Origin of the sequence: Limnoglobus roseus (assembly GCF_008254045.1) — a bacterium.
GTDB lineage: Bacteria > Planctomycetota > Planctomycetia > Gemmatales > Gemmataceae > Limnoglobus > Limnoglobus roseus.
In genome coordinates this window covers 8,634,773-8,650,807 of record NZ_CP042425.1, presented here as the reverse complement: position 1 = coordinate 8,650,807, position 16,035 = coordinate 8,634,773, and the positions used below count along the sequence as shown (strand labels likewise).

The window sequence follows — 16,035 nt, the reverse complement described above, 5'->3', positions numbered from 1 at the left end:
GGAACCCATTATTGCCAGCGAATGACACGCCGTTGGACCGGCAATGCGAAAGTTGCGGTCACCTCCGGGACTGCCACCCTGCCGATCGATGCACCTTGGGTAGAAGTCGGAGCGTGGTCGCACGAATCTGGGGTTCGTCGAGCATACACTATCCCCTTACCGGTAGCGTAACTCTGATGGGAATCCATCGCCCGTGGACACTCCCCACGACACCCCGCCCGCTTCGACCCCGCGCGGCGGGTGCGTCCTGACGATCAACGGGGGATCGTCGAGCATCAAGTTCGCGCTCTTCGGGCCGGCCGCGGGGGGTGATCGCCTGTTCGCCGGGGCGGTCGAGCGGGTCGGTACGCCAGAGGCTTCCCTGCGGGCGGCCGGGCTTGGGGACCGGGAAGACCGAAAGCCGATCGCGGCGACCGACCCGGCACGGGCGGCCGACGAACTGATCGACTGGTTGGAGGAGCGCGGCGACCTCGCCGGCGTCGCCGCGGTCGGCCACCGCGTCGTCCACGGCGGGCCGGACCACGCGGAGCCGCGGGTCATTGACGCGGCCCTCCTCGCCGACCTCCGCCGCCTCGTCCCGCTCGATCCCGACCACCTCCCGGCCGAACTCGCTTTGAAGGACGCCCTGACGCGCCGCCGGCCGACGCTGCCCCAGGTCGCGTGCTTCGACACGGCCTTCCACCACGCCCTGCCGCCCGTGGCCCGAGTGCTGCCGATCCCGCGGCGGTACGGCATCCGCCGGTACGGCTTCCACGGCCTGTCCTACGCCTACCTCGTCGAGGAACTCCGCCGCGTGGCCGGGCCGACCGCGCCCGACGGCCGTCTGATCCTGGCCCACCTCGGGTCCGGGGCGAGCCTGGCGGCCGTCCGCGGCGGCGCGTGCGTCGACACGACCATGCGCTTCACCCCGGCCGGCGGCCTCGTCATGGGCACCCGCACCGGCGACCTCGACCCCGGCGTGCTGATCCACCTGACGCGAACCGAGAACCTGACGGCCGACCAACTCGACGCCGTCGTCAATCGCGAGTCGGGTCTGCGGGGCATCTCGGAGACGAGTTCCGACATGCGGGACTTGTTGGCCCGCGAGGCGACGGACTCGCGGGCGGCGGACGCCGTGGCCCTCTTCTGCTACCAGGCCAAGAAGTTCATCGGGGCGATGGCCGCGGCCCTCGGCGGCGTCGACACGCTCGTCTTCGCTGGCGGCGTCGGGGAAAACTCCCCGGAAGTGCGGTCCCGAATTTGCGACGGCCTTGCCTTCCTCGGCGTCGACCTCGGCCTCGCGAGCAATGCAGCGAATGCGGCGGTCATCTCCTCGGGCATCACTGGCGTGACCGTCCGCGTGATCCGCACCGACGAGGAAGTCCTGATCGCCCGCACGACGGCCTGCGTCCTCGGCCTGCCGTTCCAACAGAAGGATGCGACGCCATGACCGACGCCCCGCTCGACCCCGCCCTCCTGGCCAAGATCGACGCCTACTGGCGGGCGGCGAACTACCTGTCCGTCGGGCAGATCTACCTGCTCGACAATCCGCTGTTGCGCGAGCCGCTCCAGCGCAAACACGTCAAGCCGCGGCTGCTCGGGCACTAGGGGACGACGCCGGGGCTGAACCTGATCTACGCCCACCTGAACCGCCTGATCCGGCGGGACGACCTGAACGTCCTGTATGTCGCCGGGCCCGGCCACGGCGGCCCGGGCGTCGTGGCGAACGTCTACCTCTAAGGGACGTACAGCGAGGTCTACCCGAGCGTCTCGCAAGACGCGGCCGGCCTGAAGCGGTTGACCTACCGGCGGACGAACCACCGGAACCTGCACGTCCGCGGGTACAAGGAGGAGGGCACGACCACTACCCCCTTCGACATGTGCGTGCTGAACCAGATCGACCGCTTCAACCTGGTCGCCGACCTGATCGACCGCGTGCCGGGCCTGGTCGCGACGGCATCGGGGGTGCGGCAGATTGTTCGGGACAAGCTCATCGAGCACCGGCACTACGTCCACGAGTACGGCGAGGACATGCCGGAAATCGGCGGGTGGGGCTGGGGGCAGAAGGGCGTGGCCCCGGTCGGGTCGGCGGCCGCGGACACCGCCGGCGACCACGGCTAACGCCCGGCGGTCTTCGCTCACGCCCTGGCGGCCACGTCGCGGAAGAACCGTCGCTTGACCACCTCGACCGCGAGCAGGTAGGCCGCGGCGACCGCCAGCAAGAACGGGACGAACGCTCCCGGTAGCGGCTCGAACCCGAGCGGCCCCGCGACCGGCGTGAACGGCAGTGCGACCGCCACCCCGCACACCCCGATGACCGTCCCCAGAACCCACGGACTCGGTCGGCTGCGGAACGGGTTCCCGGCCGTGCGGATGACCAGCACGACGAGCGTCTGGGTGAACAACGATTCCACAAACCATCCCGTCTGGAAGGCCGTGGCCGTGGCGTGGAACAGCCACACGAGGCCGGCGAACGTGACCAGGTCGAAGGCCGAACTGACCGGCCCGACCACGAGCATGAACGTGCGGATGGCCGAGACGTCCCACTTCCGCGGCTTGCGGACCAGGGCGGCGTCCACGCGGTCGGTCGGGATCGGCAGTTGCGCGAGGTCGTAGAGCAGGTTGTTGAGCAAAATCTGAAGCGGCAACATCGGCAGGAACGGCAGGAACACGACCGCGGCTGCCATGCTGAGCATGTTCCCGAAGTTCGAACTCGTCCCCATCAGCAGGTACTTCATCACGTTCGTGAACGCCCGGCGGCCTTCGAGGACGCCGTCGTGGATGACCCGCAGGCCGGGCTTCATCAGGATGACCTCGGCCGCCGCCTTCGCCACGTCCACGGCGGTACTCACAGAGATGCCCACGTCGGCGGCGTGAATCGACGGGGCGTCGTTCACCCCGTCGCCGAGGAACCCGACCACGTGCCCCCGGGCCTTGAGCGCGAGCAGGATGCGGTTCTTCTGGGCCGGCGACGTGCGGGCGAACACGGCCACCTGCTCGGCCACCGCCCCCAGGGCCGGGTCGGTCATCCCGGCCAGTTCGCCGCCGGACACGACCCGGCCGCCGCCGAGGCCGACCAGATCGGCGATCCGGCGGGCGACGTGCTCGTCGTCGCCGCTGATCATCACCACCCGCACGCCATCGGCGGCCAGGTCGCGGATCGCGTCGGCCGCGTCCTCCCGGATCGGGTCCGTAAACGCGAGGAACCCGGCCAGGGTGAGCTCGACCTCGTCGGCGGCGGAATACCGGCCGCCCGGCGTGACGACCCGCGAGGCGACGGCGAGGAGGCGGTACCCCTCGACGCTTTGCCGCCGGACGTACGCGAGAACGCGGTCGCGGGTCGCCGCGTCGAGCGGGCGGGTCTCCGGTCCGTCCTCCCAGCTCCCGCAACAGTCGAGGACGCTCTCGGGCGCCCCCTTGGTGACGAGCGTCACCCCGGACGGCCCGCGCAACACGACCGACAACCGCCGCCGCTCGAAGTCGAACGGCACCTCGTCGAGCTTCTCGAACCCTTCGACCCCGGCCGGGACCGGGTGGGCGAGGATCGCGACATCCAGAGGGTTTTTGAACCCGGTCTCGTGCCGGCTGTTCAAGTACGCGAGGAGCAGAACGCGGTCGGCCGAGACGCCGGCCGCGGTGTCGCACCGGACTAAGCTCACGTCGCCCCGCGTCAGGGTGCCCGTCTTGTCCGTGCAGAGGACGTCCATGCTGCCCAAGTTCTGGATCGCGGCGAGGTGCTTCACGATGACGTCCTGCCGGGCCATCCGCACGGCCCCGCGGGCGAGGGTGACGTTCACGATCATCGGGAGCAGGCCGGGCGTCAGGCCGACCGCGAGCGCCAGGGCGAAGAGGAGGGACTCCATCGCCGGCAGTTGGCGGGCGACGGCGACCACGAATACGAACACGACCAGCGCGAACACCGTCTGGGTGATGAACAGGCCGAACCGGCGGGTGCCGCGGTCGAACTCGGTCTCCGGGGCCTTGGCGGCGAGCCGGGCGGCGACGTCCCCGAACGCCGTCGCACGGCCGGTGGCGGCGACGACCGCGGTCCCGGTGCCGCTTACCACCGACGTGCCGAAGAACACCGCGTCCGGGCGGTCGAGGGCGAGCGGGTCGCCGGGCTTGCCCGAATTCTCCCGGACTTCCTTTTCGACGGGGAGCGATTCGCCCGTGAGAGCCGCCTGCAGGACGTGCAGGTCGCGGGCGGTGACGAGCCGGGCGTCCGCCGGGATGAAATCGCCGGCCGCAAGACGAATGAGATCCCCGGGTACGACGTCCCGTCGCGGCCGTTCCGCCCAAACGCCGTCGCGTCGAACCGTGGCGGTCACCGCAACGCGGTCTTGGAGGTGGCGGAGCGCCTGGTCGGATCGCAGGGTGTGGAAAAATTGGATGAGCGAACTCACGCCCACGACGACGCCAATGACGGCCGCCGTGGCGTAGTCCCCGACCCCGGCGGCGACCCCGCCGGCGACCAGAAGGATCACGGTCAACGGGTTGAGAAAGGTGATTAACAATTGCTTCACGCCGCCCGGCCCGGCCGTCGGAGTGATCTCGTTCGGCCCGTGTTCGTCGAGCCGCGACCGCGCCTCGGCGGTGGTTAGCCCCTCGGGCGATGGCGAAGTAACCGAGGCCATCGGAACGCCTCCGAACCGATAGGGCAAGCGTCTCTCCGGACGGAAAGGGCGCGATTAATCGTCACCCCTTATCGGCGTGGGCGAGTTCGCTCCAAGCTTCCGACTTCCAGTGTGGCGGCGCGTCCCGCGCGGACCACGAGCAAAGCCGCCACGGCCGCGATGGCGACCAACAGAGCCACCACCGCCCCCAGGGATAAGATTAACTGAAAGTTGTCCTCGAACATGGCCGGCCCTCGCGTCCAGAGTAAATGAATGACGGCTGCCGTGGTGGCAACCCGACACGACACCCTACGATTGATCGAACGCCGTCCGCGTGGAATGGGGTGAGATTCCTCGGCGGTTCCTAAAGGTCGATAGGCACGGGGCAGACGACCTTTCGGTTCAGGCCCCGACATCGTCGGAAGTGTCGACTGATCGCGGCCGCCTCGACGAACGAGAGCGTTTGTTCTCGCTACCCGCCCTTGGGTGCCGAGTCCGGACCGGGACGGACACCGCGCCCGCCCGACGTGTAACCCTTCCCGCCGAACAACCACATCATCGCGCCGGCGAACACGAGGGCCGCCCCAAAGGCGAGCCCGAGCCCCAGCCTCCAGGCGGGTGGGCCCTCGGATTGGCCGAGCGGGCCGGCGGTCAAGAATTGCGACCCCGCGTAGCAGGCGATCAAGGCCCCCAGCACCACGACCGCAAATGACGTGTACCTCATCCTGAGTTCTCCTGCATCGGGGTGACCCGTTACTCGCCGGAGTCGGTCCGAACGGGCGTGGCGCCGATACTTCGAGGTTTGCCCCTACCACGAGATCGTCCAAGAAGTTCCTTAGCAGTATCCGACATGAGGTTTTTAAGACTGACAGGAGAACGGCATGAGGTGAGCCAGGGAATGTCATCAAAATGCGTCAGAGAATGGGAGGGCATTGAGTCAAGTGGCCACCACGAACCCATGTCGGTTGAAGTGATGCCTTCGTAATTGCCACTCCGCCACCGTCGTTCCACCCGATGTTACTCGGTCATCCTGATGACCAACGTCAACCGCCCGCCAACCGCAGGTGTCCGGAATTAACTGACCAAGGTGACCGTTTTCACCGACACCGGACCCGCCGTTTTCCCGGCCGCTTGAAGGGCATTCCCTCGCGATAATCGGCTACACCGGCATGTCGGATCGGACGAGCCGGAAAAACTAGCCGACTCCCAGAAAGGTCTTAGCACATTCGTACATCTCACGGCCCACGATACAGCCGCCCGTCGCCCGCCGTCTCTTCGCCTCAACCCGGCGTCGGGCAAAACTTCGTACCCGTCTCGCTGACCGCTCGGCTGGGGATTCTCACCGCGGTTCTGCAGCCGGTCGTTGGCTTGGTAGCCGCCGTGATTCTTCTCGGGCGGGAGCGACCGTGCCCAGCTCGGCCTCTTGCTCCGGACGGGCTTCTTGACCGGCATCGGGAGTGCGGTCGGGTTCTACCTCTCTTCACCCACCGCCACTTCGGGATGGACGGTTGGGTTCAGTTCGTCGTTGCCGTACTTGGTTCACCCGCGGGCCGGAAAGCGGGGGAATCGACGCACCGGACGTACAATAACCCGTCGGACCGCTCGACCACCACAACTCCGAGCCTTCGCTCGGACGGAACGGCGAGGGAGAATGTCGATCATGGCGTCTGAGCAAAACGCCCGACAACCGCTAGCCGAATGGGTGCAGTCCGCGCTCGTCGGCATCGGCCTTGGGCTGATCGTCACGGATGACAAGGCACGGATCCTCGCCGTGAACCCGGTGGCCGCGTCCTTGACTGGTTGGTCGGCTGACGATGCCGTGAGCCGGACGGCCGAGGCCGTCTTCCGCATCGAGGACGAAGTCACCCGCCGGCCCGCACCCGACCCCGTGACGGACGTCCTCGCGGGCGGGGTTGCCGTCGGATTGTCCGACCACACCGTGCTGATCGGCCGGGGCGGCAGCGAGTGCCGCATCGACCACGGGGCGTCCCCGGTTTGGGACGCGGCTGGTGCGATCATCGGGGCCGTGCTGCTCTTCTGCGACGTGAGCGAGCGGCAACGGGCGGTCCAGGGGGTGGAGGACGCGCGGGCCTTCGCCGAGGGGATCATCCAGACCGTCCGCGAGCCGCTCGTCGTACTCGACGCGGGCCTGCGGGTTCGGAGTGCGAACTCGTCGTTCTACCGCACCTTCCGCGTGACGGCCCCGGAGACGGAAGGCCAGACCCTATTCGCCCTGGGCAACCGCCAGTGGGACATCCCGCAGTTGCGTGAACAGCTGGAAGCCATTCTGACCGGGGACCACCACTTCGAGAACTTCGCCGTGGATCACGTGTTCGACGGCATCGGCCGCCGGTCCATGGTCCTCAACGCCCGGCGGCTGCTCCTGCCGGGCCGGCAGTCGGGCCTCGTCCTGTTGGCGATCGAGGACGCGACCGAGCGGGTGCGGGCGACCGAGTCCCTGGCCCTGTCCGAGACGCGGTACCGCCGCCTGTTCGAAACGGCCCAGGACGGCATCCTCCTCGTCGATCCGGAAACGCGGCGGATCTTCGACGCGAACCCGTTCCTCACCGACCTGCTCGGCCACCCCTGGGTGGAGCTGATCGGCAAGGAGTTGTGGGAGATCGGCCTGTTCGACGACATCGAGTCCAACAAGGCGGCGTTCCGCACCCTTCAGGAAACGGGGTACATCCGGTACGACGACCTGCCGCTGCGGACGCACGATGGCCGGGGGATCGAAGTCGAGTTCGTGAGCAACGTGTACCCGGTCGGCGACACGCCGGTGATCCAGTGCAACATCCGGGACGTGACCGACCGCAAGCGGGCCGAAGTCGCCCTCCAGGCCGCCCACGACGGACTCGAAGTCCGGGTCGCGGAACGCACGGCCGAGCTGGCCCACACGAACGCGACGCTGAGCGACGAGATCGGCCGGCGGGAAATCGCGGAAGCGGACCGCCGCGACCTGCAACAGCGGCTGACGACCGTCCAGGAGGACGAGCGGCGGCGGATCGCCCGCGAACTGCACGACCAGATGGGCCAACACCTGACCGCCCTGGGGCTGGGGCTGAAGGTCGTCCGGGACGCCACCGCGCACCCCTCTCAGGAATGGGACCGGCTGCACGCCTTGCAATCCCTGACGGACCTGATCGGCCGGGAAGTCCACGACCTCGCCCTGGAACTGCGGCCGACGGCCCTCGACGACCTCGGCCTGTCGGCGGCCCTCGCGCACTACACGGACGGGTGGGCCGAGCGGACCGGGGTGGAGGTCGACTACCACGGCCCCGAGGCGGACGAGAACCGCCTGGGGGCGGAGGTCGAGACGGCCCTGTACCGCGTCGTCCAGGAGGCGCTCATGAACGTCCACAAGCACGCCGCGGCCCGGCGGGTGAGCGTCGTCTTCCGGCGGTCGCCGGAGGACGTGTCGGTCCTGATCGAGGACGACGGGCGGGGGTTCGACGCGGACGCCCAGGCCCTCCACCGCCTGGGCATCCTCGGCATGCGGGAGCGGATGGCCCTGATGGGCGGGACGCTGACCCTCGAATCGGCCCCGGGCCGGAGCACGGTCATCGCCCGCGTCCGCCCGACGCCACGCGATGGAGGAACCCACCGTGGCTAAGATCCGCGTCTACCTGGCCGACGACCACGCCGTGGTTCGCGAGGGGCTGAAGGTCCTCATCAACGCGCAGGCCGACATGACCGTCGTCGGCGAGGCGGCGAACGGGCTGCTCGCGTGCGAGCAGATCCCGGCCCTCCTGCCGGACGTCGTCGTCATGGACGTGACCATGCCGGCCCTGACCGGGTCGCAAGCCACGACCCGCATCCGGCGGGAGTGCCCGACGGCCCGCGTGTTGGCCCTGACGCTGCACGAAGACAAGGGGTACATCCGACAACTCCTGGCGGCCGGGGCGGTCGGGTACGTCCTCAAGCGGGCGGCCCCGGAGGAGTTGATCCACGCCATCCGGGCGGTCGCCGCGGGCGGCACGTACCTCGACCCGTCCATGGCCGGCAAGGTGGTCGGCGGGTTCGTGCGTCAGCCGGCGAACGTCGACCTGCCGCACGGGAGCCTGAGCGAGCGGGAGGCCGCCGTCGCCCACCAGACGGCCGCCGGGCACAGCAACAAGGAGATCGCGGCCCGGCTGGAGTTGAGCGTCAAGACGGTCGAGACGTACCGGGCGCGGGCGATGGAGAAGCTCGGCCTCCAGAGCCGGGCCGACCTGGTGCGGTACGCCGTCCAGCAGGGATGGCTGCAAGGCGGGTAGAAAACCTGACTCCGATGTCCGCAAATTCCCTTCCCTGTCAGGCGTCGCCCTACATCTCATTTCGGCATTCTCCCGGATTGTTTGGCAGACGTGCTGGCAAGTGGAACGACACATCGTCCCATACTTTGGGGAACCGATCTGCCACATCCGTCGAAGCCGTTTCCGACGCCCGGGCGACTGCCCGCACGCCGGCGGGAGGATCTCTTGAAAGGCCCCTTACCCTACGTGCTGGTGGTTGACGACCTGCGGGACACGGCCGACAGTACGGCCGACCTCCTCGCCCTTTGGGGGTACGACGCCGCACCCTATTACGACGGCGACTCGGCCCTGGCGGCCGCCGCGCGGCGGCCGCCGGACGTCGTCCTCCTGGACATCGGCATGGCCCCCATGAACGGGTTCGTGTTCGCCGCCCGGTTGCGAGGGGTGCCCGGTTGCGAGCGGACGGGTGTCGTCATCGTCAGCGGGTACACGTCACAAGAGTACCGGGCCCGCGCCCGGGACCTGGGCGCCGGTCACTTCCTTCCCAAGCCCACCGACCCGAACGCGCTGCGGGCGCTGGTGGCGCGACTGGTCACGCCCCGGTTGACACCGGTGCGGCGAAACCCGTCCGCTGCGGAAGAGGATTCTGTCGGCCCTGCCCCCGCGGCCCCGATGAACCGGCCGAGGCAAACCCGTTTCGAGGACTTGCGTCTGATGAACCCGCCCACCGCTACCGCTCTCCGGCCGTACGGGCGGGGCGATCCAGGCCCCTCGTCCGTCCCCGCACTCGTCCGGAACGGCCCGGAACGGCCCGTCGGGATTCTGGTCGTCGACGACGACGACGGCATTCGAGCGGTTCTCGCCGCCGGCCTCGAACGACACGGCTTCTCGGTTTGGCCGGCGGCCGACGGCCGGGAGGCCGTGGCGCACCACCGGGTGCACCACGCCTCGATCGATCTGGCCTTGCTCGACGTGTTGATGCCCGGCCGGGACGGCCCCGAAACGCTGCACCACCTGCGGCAGTTCGCCCCGCATTTGTCGGCGTGCTTCATGACGGCCGACGCCGGCCGCTATACCGAACGGGATTTATTCGCCCTCGGCCCGCTCGCCGTCTTTCGGAAGCCGTTCGACGTCGTGGACATGGCGGGGCGACTCGCGGGATTGGTCGCGGATGTGGCGGCTGCGAAACCCGGTTGCCGGAACGCGGGTCGGAGTGGGCGGCCGGGCCTTGGTGAATGAGTCGATGTGAAAAAACCAACCGCCGGGAATCCGTCGCCCGGCGGCCGTCGGGCGGTGCGCTCCTTCGCACCGACTGGTCTTGGCGATCAGTCCTTCGGCATCAGCACGGCGCCGGTCGTGTGGATCACCCCGTTGCCGGCCTTGATGTCGGTCAGGATGACGCGGGCGTCGCCGACGTTCACCGCGGTCCCGTCCACGCAGACCTTGAGCCCGTTGACCTCCTTGCGGTCCATCTTGAGGGCGTCGGCTGCCAGAACCGCCTTGCCCACGACGGGGTTGGCCATCAACACCGTTTTCAACTGCTCCTTGTCGGCCAACACGGCTTCGAGATTCTTCTTGCCGACCCTCTCGAACGCGGCGTACGGCCCTTCTCCTTCAGCGCCGCGGCCAGCCCGGCCGCCTTGACCGCCCGCACCAAGGTGTTCATTTCCGTGTCGGCGGCGGCCGCGACGATGTCATGGACGGCCTTCGGGGCCTCGGCGGAAGCGGCCACCCCGGCCAGGGAAAGGGCGAAGACGGCGAACAGTAGAACGCGCATGGGTCATCCTCACGACAAGTTGGAGCAGACCGACCGCAGACGGCGTCAATGCCCTGGTTTCGGGCTACACGCGCATGGGTCATCCTCACGACAAGTTGGAGCAGTGCCGGCCGGGAATGCTTCCCGGCCGGCACTGCTATGATTGGCCCGCCCCAATCTGGCCTGGTCGGGGGAAATGGCCCGCGACCAGTGATTCGCAACTTTCTCCCGGGTGTCTCCGCCTAGCTGGCATCCGGACGTGTACGCCGAGACGCGACCGTACTATCGTCTGTTGAATTCGGTGTAAAAGTCCCGGGCGTGTGCGAGCAACTGATCCTCGGTCGCGTGGTGGGCGTCCACGACGACGGCGCCGATGACCCGCTTCGCGACCTCCGCGTGGTGCCGGGTCAAGTCGGCGAGCAACTGCTCCATGGCGCTGCTCTTCCCGGTCCCGCTGCCGAACAGCAAGACCTGGTCGGCCCCCGCCAGCGTCTTGGCGATGGCCTCGTAGAAACTCTGCCGCTCGGGCTGCCGCTTGCCGTCGGTCCACTCGTTGGCCGAGTGCAAGTGCCGGCCGTACCCGCTCGGGTCGTACGGCACGATCCGCTGCGGCACGGCCCCGTGCACCTCGGCCTGGTAGACCTTGGCCTCGTGGTGGTCGAGGACCACCAGCAAGTGTCGGCCGGTCGCCCCGTCGTTCTTGGTCGCCATAATTCCCACCCTCCTGTTCGCGTTCCCGGATCAACCCTGGCCGCCGTCGCCCCTGCCACCGGTCCGCGTCGCGGCTCCGATCGGGCTTCCGATCATTCCACCCGGCGAGGACGCGTTCGAGCTGCTGCTTGTTGGTGTTCGGCCTTGTGTCGGGTTCCGTCATCGAGCCGGCCCTCCGAGGCCGCCGCCAAGCCGGCCTCGCCGAGCGCCCGGGCTTGCCGGATTCGAAGTTCGCCGAGTTGAACTATTGCTGAGTCAAGCACGCGGGCGTTGTCGGCATGCACCCGTTGCAACGACTCGATCACGGCCACCGACAAAACTTGATGTTGCGTAGCCACACGCAGCGTGTGTCACTACCCGATCTCTATGGCCGATTCTCGGCAGTGAGAGATCCTTCTTACAGCCGCTTGAGACCCTTGATCGGGGCCGGCGAAGAATCGGGCATGGAGATTCGCTCGGGATTCCGAGGCCCAGGGGTGAATCATCCCCAGCTCCGAAGCCGGAACGCAAAATCGGTCATGCCCCCGCGATGGTCGCCGCGTACCGCTTCTGGCTCACGTTCTCCGTCACGATGACTTCGCCGCCGGCATTCACCCGGACGCGGCCGAATTCGACGACCGCGTACAGGCCCATCCGTTCGAGCTTCGCCACGACCCGCTTCGTCGCCCTCGGGCCGAACGTCACGATGTCCCCGCCGATGATGTGGACGTAGGAGAACCTTTTTGCCATCTCGCGGAGCAGTATGACGTCGCCGCCGCGGATCGATTTCCGGGCGGCCGCGGACAGAGAATTGTACCTGCGGACGTACTTCGCCGGCACGTCCTGGCGGTTGCGAATCCGAATGTGCGCCACGATCCGATTCAGATTACTCATCGAAGTCCTTGGGGGCTGTTCGGGGCCAACGAACACGATCAGGAATAAACGCAGTTGAGACCCGGCGTCGAAGTCACCACTTTGCCGCCGTCGGTCGTTGTCACGAAGTAGCTGTGGGCGAAACGCGCCCGGTCGAGCGACGGGCCGACGATGACGTTGGCCCGGTACGTGTTCGGCCACAGGTTGATGACGTCGATGCGGATGAGGTCTCTCGGCCGACCCATCGTCACGAGGATCTGATTCCGGAGTGACTCGACGGGGCCGATGAGGGATTGCGATGCCTCGGCGTCGACCAGCGTCAGGCGAGGTAACTTGTTCTTTGGCATGACTAGTCCGATCGTGAGGAGGAGGCGTGGTCAGTATGATTAGAAGCGTGTCCAAACTCTGGCCCCGGGAATTCACTACCGGCGGCGTCATTCGACCTGGGTTCCGTCATGGCGATGCGTTGGGGCCGGCCGGCGATGAGCACCCTCGCGATGGCACGGACCTCGGCCTTCTCGCGGCGGGGGCATGATGAACTCGGCCGGCACCGGCCGTAGCATGTCGTCGACGTAGACGATCGACGGCGGATTCGCAGACGCCAACAGCGTCACGAGCATGAGCGGGAACATCGATTCCTCCGGGGCGAAGGTGGTTTACGTGGAAGGCTGTCGGGGAATCGGGAGTCCGGGGCCTTCGGCCCCGGACCGCTCCGCGCCGCTCGGCAGGTGGTAAAGGAACCCGCCCCACTCGTCGCCGGCACCCATGCCCGGATCGTACCCGTCGTCCCGACGACGTTCGGCGGCCACGGGCGTGGAAGCGGAGTCTCCTGCTCCGAACGCCCGCGTCGGGTCAGGGCTGTGGGGGTAGCCATCGTCGCTCATCTGCTGCAAGTCCGTGTCGGACGAATCGGTCGTGGTCATGGCCACCTGCTGTCGCGTAAGGGCCGTGTTGTTCGTCATGGCGTAATTCCAGTTGATGACGCCACTTCGCCGGCTCTCGTCCGCCGGTCGCGATTGGGCAACCATTATACGATAACCGTTTGACAAAAATTAAAATATATCGTGACCTGTCATTCGATTTCACTCGCAGCGACCGCCAAGGGTACTCGTGACGAGTGGAACGCCTGTGGATTGTGGCGGGCCGACCTACTCGGTCACGTGTCCGGCCATCGTCCCGGCGCCTCGCCGTTGATTGTTACGGCCTCCCAGAGGTCCCGCACGATCAATGCGGCCCCACGGTACGTCGCCCCGTCGAGAGCGGCCACCGCGGAGGCCCCGCCGGGGGCCAGATCCACGAACCTGGCCCCCGGCGGGCTACGGGTCATGGCCTGTGGTCGCCCACGGCGGCCCAGGCAACACGGCCGAACGGCCGAAACACTTCCGACAAGTCGGCCACCGTCGTATTGCTCGGCAGGTTGGACACGCTCAGCGCCATCATGACGAGACCTTTTGGGTATGGCCGACGATGAGGGCGAGGTCGGCTGGCAATTCCATTGCGTAGATGAAGGGCTGCAACCGGCGGAGCAGCCCGCCGATGAGGCCCGGCGGCAGAGGCTTGGTCAGGTACAGATTAACCCCGGCCGACAAGCCCTCGCCGCACCACTCTTCCGACGGGCATTCGGACACGGCGATGACGAACGGCCGCACTTCACGGGACGGAGCAAGCGCGTGGCCGATCACCTGGCCCATCGACACCCCTAGCAATGCGGGGTCGATGAAGGCGATGTCGAACCGGCGTGTGTGCAGGAGTACAACGGTCTCGCTCGTGGTGTATGCCGTCGTTGCGCGACACCCGTACAGGCGGGTGAGATCGGCCAAGCTGTCGGCCCCATCCCGCGAAGGGTCGGCGACCAGGACTTTGAGGCGACGTGGCAAGGGTGTGGTCATCTCAAGGCAGCTCCGAACGCACTCAGGCCGGCTGTGTTTCAGGGTAAGCCGCGAGGGCGAACACGGCCCGTCATCGATTGTTGCAATCCGTGTCAGGAAACCGGCGGCGAGTCAATCAATGAACGCCGTCGGGTGCACTTGAGGGCTAATGTGATTCACGATGATCGTGATCGGATCGGCTGGCCGAGCATGTGTCGCAGATCATCGTTAAGCGTGTCGGTGTGGAAGTGGACTTGAAGGGAATAAGTAGCCGCTAAAGGCACGATCGCGAGAGTTTCACCTGCCGCCTGCCGGCCGCCCTGCTGGGCTGCCTCGACCCTCTTCACCCGCCGCAGCGGTCCGGACATGGTCGCCCCTCACACGTCGAAGGCCGGGCCGGCGATGAGCTTGTGCGGCCCGCCCGGGGGCAAGGGCGGCGGGCCGGCGGCCGGGTCGAACGTGACCTCCCGCGCCCGCCCGTCCCACACCACCCGCGTGCCGACGGGTTGACCCACGGTCGCCTCGATCAGGAAAATGACGAGCGGCGGGGCGCCCGGGCGGGTTGCCCGACGCCGGTTCGTCAGTCGGTCGAGTCGGGACCGGATCCTCATCCCTTGCCCTCGCCATCCCCGAATCGCCGTTGCCCAGTTCGCCGGGCGGATGCCTTGGCGCTTGACGGCTTGAGCCGGCCCGCTCGCGCGTCGCCAATCCTGAGTGGTTCTGTCGGCACGAACCGCAGGTCGCGGGCCGCGTTCGGTTCGCAAGCGAACGGGTCGATCCCGCCGAGGGCGAGCGGGTTCCCGGGGAACCGGAGGTCCGGTTCCGGCCCGGCCGGGTCGTAGACCAACACCACCGTCGCCCCGTCCGCGCGGACCCACCGGCCGGGTGGCCGATCGGCCGTCGCCTCGAGGACGAACACGAGGCCGGGCGGAGCCGCGGTCGGGTGTGCCGCCCGCACGCCGTCCTCGATCCGCCGGACCCGGTTCCATTGTGACATTGCCTATGCCTCACACGTCGAACTCGGGCCCGAAGACGATCTTGTGCGGCCCACTCGGGGGCAACACCGGTGGGCCGGCCGTCGGGTCGTAGCAGATCTCACGGGCGATCCCGCCCCACACCGACTGCGTGCCGACGGGCCGATCCACGGTCGCCTCGATCAGGAAGACGGTCAGCGGCGGGGCGTCGGGGCGGGTCGATCGAACCCGGTTTGTCAGTTGGTCGAGTCGCCCGCGGAGCCTCATCGGACGCCCTCCGCCCGCAGGTACAGTTCGCACGCCCGCGCGAACGCCGCCCACACGGCCGGGAACCGCGGGTCGAGCCGCCCCGTGAACAGGACGGGCACCCGCCGCGGGTGCCTCAGGGCGAATCCCGTCGGCGGATCGACCTCCGGCGCGACGCGGGCCGCCGCCTCGGCCGCGGCTCGGTACGCGGCCACGGCGGCCGCGAATCCGGGTACGCGGCGTTCCCACCCTCGCGCGACGGCGTCCCTGAACACGGCTAGCCACTCCGGGTCGCTCAACGGCGGTTGTGTGGCGTCGATGTACGCCGATAGCCGCCGCTCCAACCGCCGGACCGGGGACCGGGTGCGCATCACATGCCCCCGCCGGCGGCCGGGGCGAAGTCGGCGTCCATCTGCTCTTCGAGCGACGCGATCCGGGCCTCGAGCTCGACCACCTCGCGGACCTTCAGGCCGAGTTCGAGCACGGCCCTCGCCGTCCCCAGCCGCGTGGCCGGCGGGCTCCCCGGCTTCTGCAGGTCGAGCAGCGTCCGCACCGACTCGGTCGCGGCGGCCGTCAACGCCCCGGCCGTGCGGGCGACGATGTCGGCCTGGACGGCCCGGAGGCGGCGGACGAAGTCGGGGTCCTGGAGGCGGCGGCGGACGGTCGTCACTCCGAGTCCGGCCTTGGTGGCGGCGGCCTCCTGGGTGGCCCCGCAGGCGAGGGCGAGCAGGAGCGTGTCGTCGGCCGTCGCCCGGCGGGGAGTGGTCACCACGGGGGCCTCCGAGGGGGAAAGAGTCGGTT

20 protein-coding genes and 1 pseudogene are annotated in these 16,035 nt (G+C 68.3%); 6 read left to right on the top strand and 15 right to left on the bottom strand.

The genetic code is table 11. The annotated features are described in order from the left end of the window. Nucleotides 1–193: 193 nt before the first annotated feature. From PX52LOC_RS36970 to PX52LOC_RS41815, 3 genes and pseudogenes are all read left to right on the top strand, one after another. A complete protein-coding gene (locus PX52LOC_RS36970) occupies nucleotides 194–1,429 on the top strand; it encodes an acetate/propionate family kinase (RefSeq protein WP_149114792.1) in 1,236 nt (411 codons plus the stop codon). Further along, nucleotides 1,426–1,779: pseudogene (locus PX52LOC_RS41820) on the top strand (phosphoketolase family protein); the annotation flags it as partial. The gene PX52LOC_RS36970 and the pseudogene PX52LOC_RS41820, both read left to right, overlap by 4 nt. Continuing rightward, nucleotides 1,777–2,100: a phosphoketolase family protein gene (locus tag PX52LOC_RS41815; protein WP_246173577.1), complete on the top strand. Its 324-nt coding sequence runs from the start codon at nucleotides 1,777–1,779 to the stop codon at nucleotides 2,098–2,100. The pseudogene PX52LOC_RS41820 and the gene PX52LOC_RS41815, both read left to right, overlap by 3 nt. Nucleotides 2,101–2,117: 17 nt before the next feature. On the opposite strand, the gene mgtA is transcribed toward PX52LOC_RS41815, so the two are convergent. Then, nucleotides 2,118–4,613: a magnesium-translocating P-type ATPase gene (gene mgtA / locus PX52LOC_RS36960; protein ID WP_149114791.1), complete on the bottom strand. Its 2,496-nt coding sequence runs from the start codon at nucleotides 4,611–4,613 to the stop codon at nucleotides 2,118–2,120. Nucleotides 4,614–6,252: 1,639 nt separating this feature from the next. Here mgtA and PX52LOC_RS36955 point away from each other — a divergent pair. The 3 genes from PX52LOC_RS36955 (at nucleotide 6,253) to PX52LOC_RS36945 (ending at nucleotide 10,066) form a co-directional block, all read left to right on the top strand. Further along, on the top strand, nucleotides 6,253–8,205 hold the full coding sequence (locus PX52LOC_RS36955; RefSeq protein WP_149114790.1) for a PAS domain-containing sensor histidine kinase: 1,953 nt from the start codon (nucleotides 6,253–6,255) through the stop codon (nucleotides 8,203–8,205). Then, nucleotides 8,198–8,848 (top strand): response regulator transcription factor, encoded by a 651-nt coding sequence (locus PX52LOC_RS36950; protein ID WP_178132599.1) that lies wholly within the window; start codon nucleotides 8,198–8,200, stop codon nucleotides 8,846–8,848. The genes PX52LOC_RS36955 and PX52LOC_RS36950 overlap by 8 nt, the downstream gene beginning before the upstream one ends. A gap of 204 nt (nucleotides 8,849–9,052) precedes the next feature. Then, on the top strand, nucleotides 9,053–10,066 hold the full coding sequence (locus tag PX52LOC_RS36945) for a response regulator (RefSeq protein ID WP_149114788.1): 1,014 nt from the start codon (nucleotides 9,053–9,055) through the stop codon (nucleotides 10,064–10,066). A gap of 86 nt (nucleotides 10,067–10,152) precedes the next feature. Here the strand turns inward: PX52LOC_RS36945 and PX52LOC_RS36940 are convergent, their stop codons facing one another. From PX52LOC_RS36940 to PX52LOC_RS36885, 14 genes are all read right to left on the bottom strand, one after another. Then, on the bottom strand, nucleotides 10,153–10,386 hold the full coding sequence (locus PX52LOC_RS36940; RefSeq protein WP_149114787.1) for a fasciclin domain-containing protein: 234 nt from the start codon (nucleotides 10,384–10,386) through the stop codon (nucleotides 10,153–10,155). Continuing rightward, nucleotides 10,362–10,604, bottom strand: a complete 243-nt coding sequence (locus PX52LOC_RS36935; protein ID WP_149114786.1) for a hypothetical protein — start codon at nucleotides 10,602–10,604, stop codon at nucleotides 10,362–10,364. Before PX52LOC_RS36935 ends, PX52LOC_RS36940 begins: the two co-directional genes overlap by 25 nt. Before the next feature lie 261 nt (nucleotides 10,605–10,865). Continuing rightward, complete coding sequence (locus PX52LOC_RS36930) at nucleotides 10,866–11,294, bottom strand: hypothetical protein (RefSeq protein ID WP_149114785.1); 429 nt, start codon at nucleotides 11,292–11,294, stop codon at nucleotides 10,866–10,868. A gap of 516 nt (nucleotides 11,295–11,810) precedes the next feature. Beyond that, on the bottom strand, nucleotides 11,811–12,167 hold the full coding sequence (locus PX52LOC_RS36925) for a hypothetical protein (protein ID WP_149114784.1): 357 nt from the start codon (nucleotides 12,165–12,167) through the stop codon (nucleotides 11,811–11,813). A gap of 38 nt (nucleotides 12,168–12,205) precedes the next feature. Next, a complete protein-coding gene (locus PX52LOC_RS36920) occupies nucleotides 12,206–12,493 on the bottom strand; it encodes a hypothetical protein (protein WP_149114783.1) in 288 nt (95 codons plus the stop codon). Nucleotides 12,494–12,802: 309 nt separating this feature from the next. Continuing rightward, nucleotides 12,803–13,108, bottom strand: a complete 306-nt coding sequence (locus tag PX52LOC_RS36915; RefSeq protein WP_149114782.1) for a hypothetical protein — start codon at nucleotides 13,106–13,108, stop codon at nucleotides 12,803–12,805. A 194-nt stretch (nucleotides 13,109–13,302) separates the two neighbouring features. After that, the gene (locus PX52LOC_RS41380; RefSeq protein WP_168219435.1) at nucleotides 13,303–13,473 is read right to left on the bottom strand and encodes a hypothetical protein; all 171 of its coding nucleotides are present in this window, start codon (nucleotides 13,471–13,473) and stop codon (nucleotides 13,303–13,305) included. After that, on the bottom strand, nucleotides 13,470–13,583 hold the full coding sequence (locus tag PX52LOC_RS44285) for a hypothetical protein (protein WP_390637591.1): 114 nt from the start codon (nucleotides 13,581–13,583) through the stop codon (nucleotides 13,470–13,472). The genes PX52LOC_RS41380 and PX52LOC_RS44285 overlap by 4 nt, the downstream gene beginning before the upstream one ends. Next, nucleotides 13,583–14,035 carry a response regulator gene (locus PX52LOC_RS36910; protein ID WP_149114781.1) on the bottom strand — a complete coding sequence of 151 codons (453 nt, stop codon included), beginning with the start codon at nucleotides 14,033–14,035 and terminating at the stop codon, nucleotides 13,583–13,585. Before PX52LOC_RS36910 ends, PX52LOC_RS44285 begins: the two co-directional genes overlap by 1 nt. A 356-nt stretch (nucleotides 14,036–14,391) precedes the next feature. After that, complete coding sequence (locus PX52LOC_RS36905) at nucleotides 14,392–14,625, bottom strand: hypothetical protein (RefSeq protein WP_149114780.1); 234 nt, start codon at nucleotides 14,623–14,625, stop codon at nucleotides 14,392–14,394. Then, complete coding sequence (locus PX52LOC_RS36900; RefSeq protein ID WP_149114779.1) at nucleotides 14,622–15,011, bottom strand: hypothetical protein; 390 nt, start codon at nucleotides 15,009–15,011, stop codon at nucleotides 14,622–14,624. The genes PX52LOC_RS36905 and PX52LOC_RS36900 overlap by 4 nt, the downstream gene beginning before the upstream one ends. A gap of 10 nt (nucleotides 15,012–15,021) precedes the next feature. Beyond that, a complete protein-coding gene (locus PX52LOC_RS36895) occupies nucleotides 15,022–15,255 on the bottom strand; it encodes a hypothetical protein (protein ID WP_149114778.1) in 234 nt (77 codons plus the stop codon). Next, a complete protein-coding gene (locus tag PX52LOC_RS36890) occupies nucleotides 15,252–15,605 on the bottom strand; it encodes a hypothetical protein (protein WP_149114777.1) in 354 nt (117 codons plus the stop codon). Before PX52LOC_RS36890 ends, PX52LOC_RS36895 begins: the two co-directional genes overlap by 4 nt. Continuing rightward, nucleotides 15,605–16,003, bottom strand: coding sequence for a hypothetical protein (locus PX52LOC_RS36885; RefSeq protein WP_149114776.1), 399 nt, complete (start codon nucleotides 16,001–16,003; stop codon nucleotides 15,605–15,607). Before PX52LOC_RS36885 ends, PX52LOC_RS36890 begins: the two co-directional genes overlap by 1 nt. Nucleotides 16,004–16,035 lie beyond the last annotated feature (32 nt).

Bases quoted from the DNA above. Each gene is read 5' to 3' on its own strand.
- mgtA (WP_149114791.1), bottom strand. From the start codon at position 4,613: ATGGCCTCGGTTACTTCGCCATCGCCCGAGGGGCTAACCACCGCCGAG.
- PX52LOC_RS36955 (WP_149114790.1), top strand. From the start codon at position 6,253: ATGGCGTCTGAGCAAAACGCCCGACAACCGCTAGCCGAATGGGTGCAG.
- PX52LOC_RS36935 (WP_149114786.1), bottom strand. From the start codon at position 10,604: ATGCGCGTTCTACTGTTCGCCGTCTTCGCCCTTTCCCTGGCCGGGGTG.
- PX52LOC_RS36930 (WP_149114785.1), bottom strand. From the start codon at position 11,294: ATGGCGACCAAGAACGACGGGGCGACCGGCCGACACTTGCTGGTGGTC.
- PX52LOC_RS36925 (WP_149114784.1), bottom strand. From the start codon at position 12,167: ATGAGTAATCTGAATCGGATCGTGGCGCACATTCGGATTCGCAACCGC.
- PX52LOC_RS36920 (WP_149114783.1), bottom strand. From the start codon at position 12,493: ATGCCAAAGAACAAGTTACCTCGCCTGACGCTGGTCGACGCCGAGGCA.
- PX52LOC_RS36915 (WP_149114782.1), bottom strand. From the start codon at position 13,108: ATGACGAACAACACGGCCCTTACGCGACAGCAGGTGGCCATGACCACG.
- PX52LOC_RS41380 (WP_168219435.1), bottom strand. From the start codon at position 13,473: ATGACCCGTAGCCCGCCGGGGGCCAGGTTCGTGGATCTGGCCCCCGGC.
- PX52LOC_RS44285 (WP_390637591.1), bottom strand. From the start codon at position 13,583: ATGGCGCTGAGCGTGTCCAACCTGCCGAGCAATACGACGGTGGCCGAC.
- PX52LOC_RS36910 (WP_149114781.1), bottom strand. From the start codon at position 14,035: ATGACCACACCCTTGCCACGTCGCCTCAAAGTCCTGGTCGCCGACCCT.
- PX52LOC_RS36905 (WP_149114780.1), bottom strand. From the start codon at position 14,625: ATGAGGATCCGGTCCCGACTCGACCGACTGACGAACCGGCGTCGGGCA.
- PX52LOC_RS36900 (WP_149114779.1), bottom strand. From the start codon at position 15,011: ATGTCACAATGGAACCGGGTCCGGCGGATCGAGGACGGCGTGCGGGCG.
- PX52LOC_RS36895 (WP_149114778.1), bottom strand. From the start codon at position 15,255: ATGAGGCTCCGCGGGCGACTCGACCAACTGACAAACCGGGTTCGATCG.
- PX52LOC_RS36890 (WP_149114777.1), bottom strand. From the start codon at position 15,605: ATGCGCACCCGGTCCCCGGTCCGGCGGTTGGAGCGGCGGCTATCGGCG.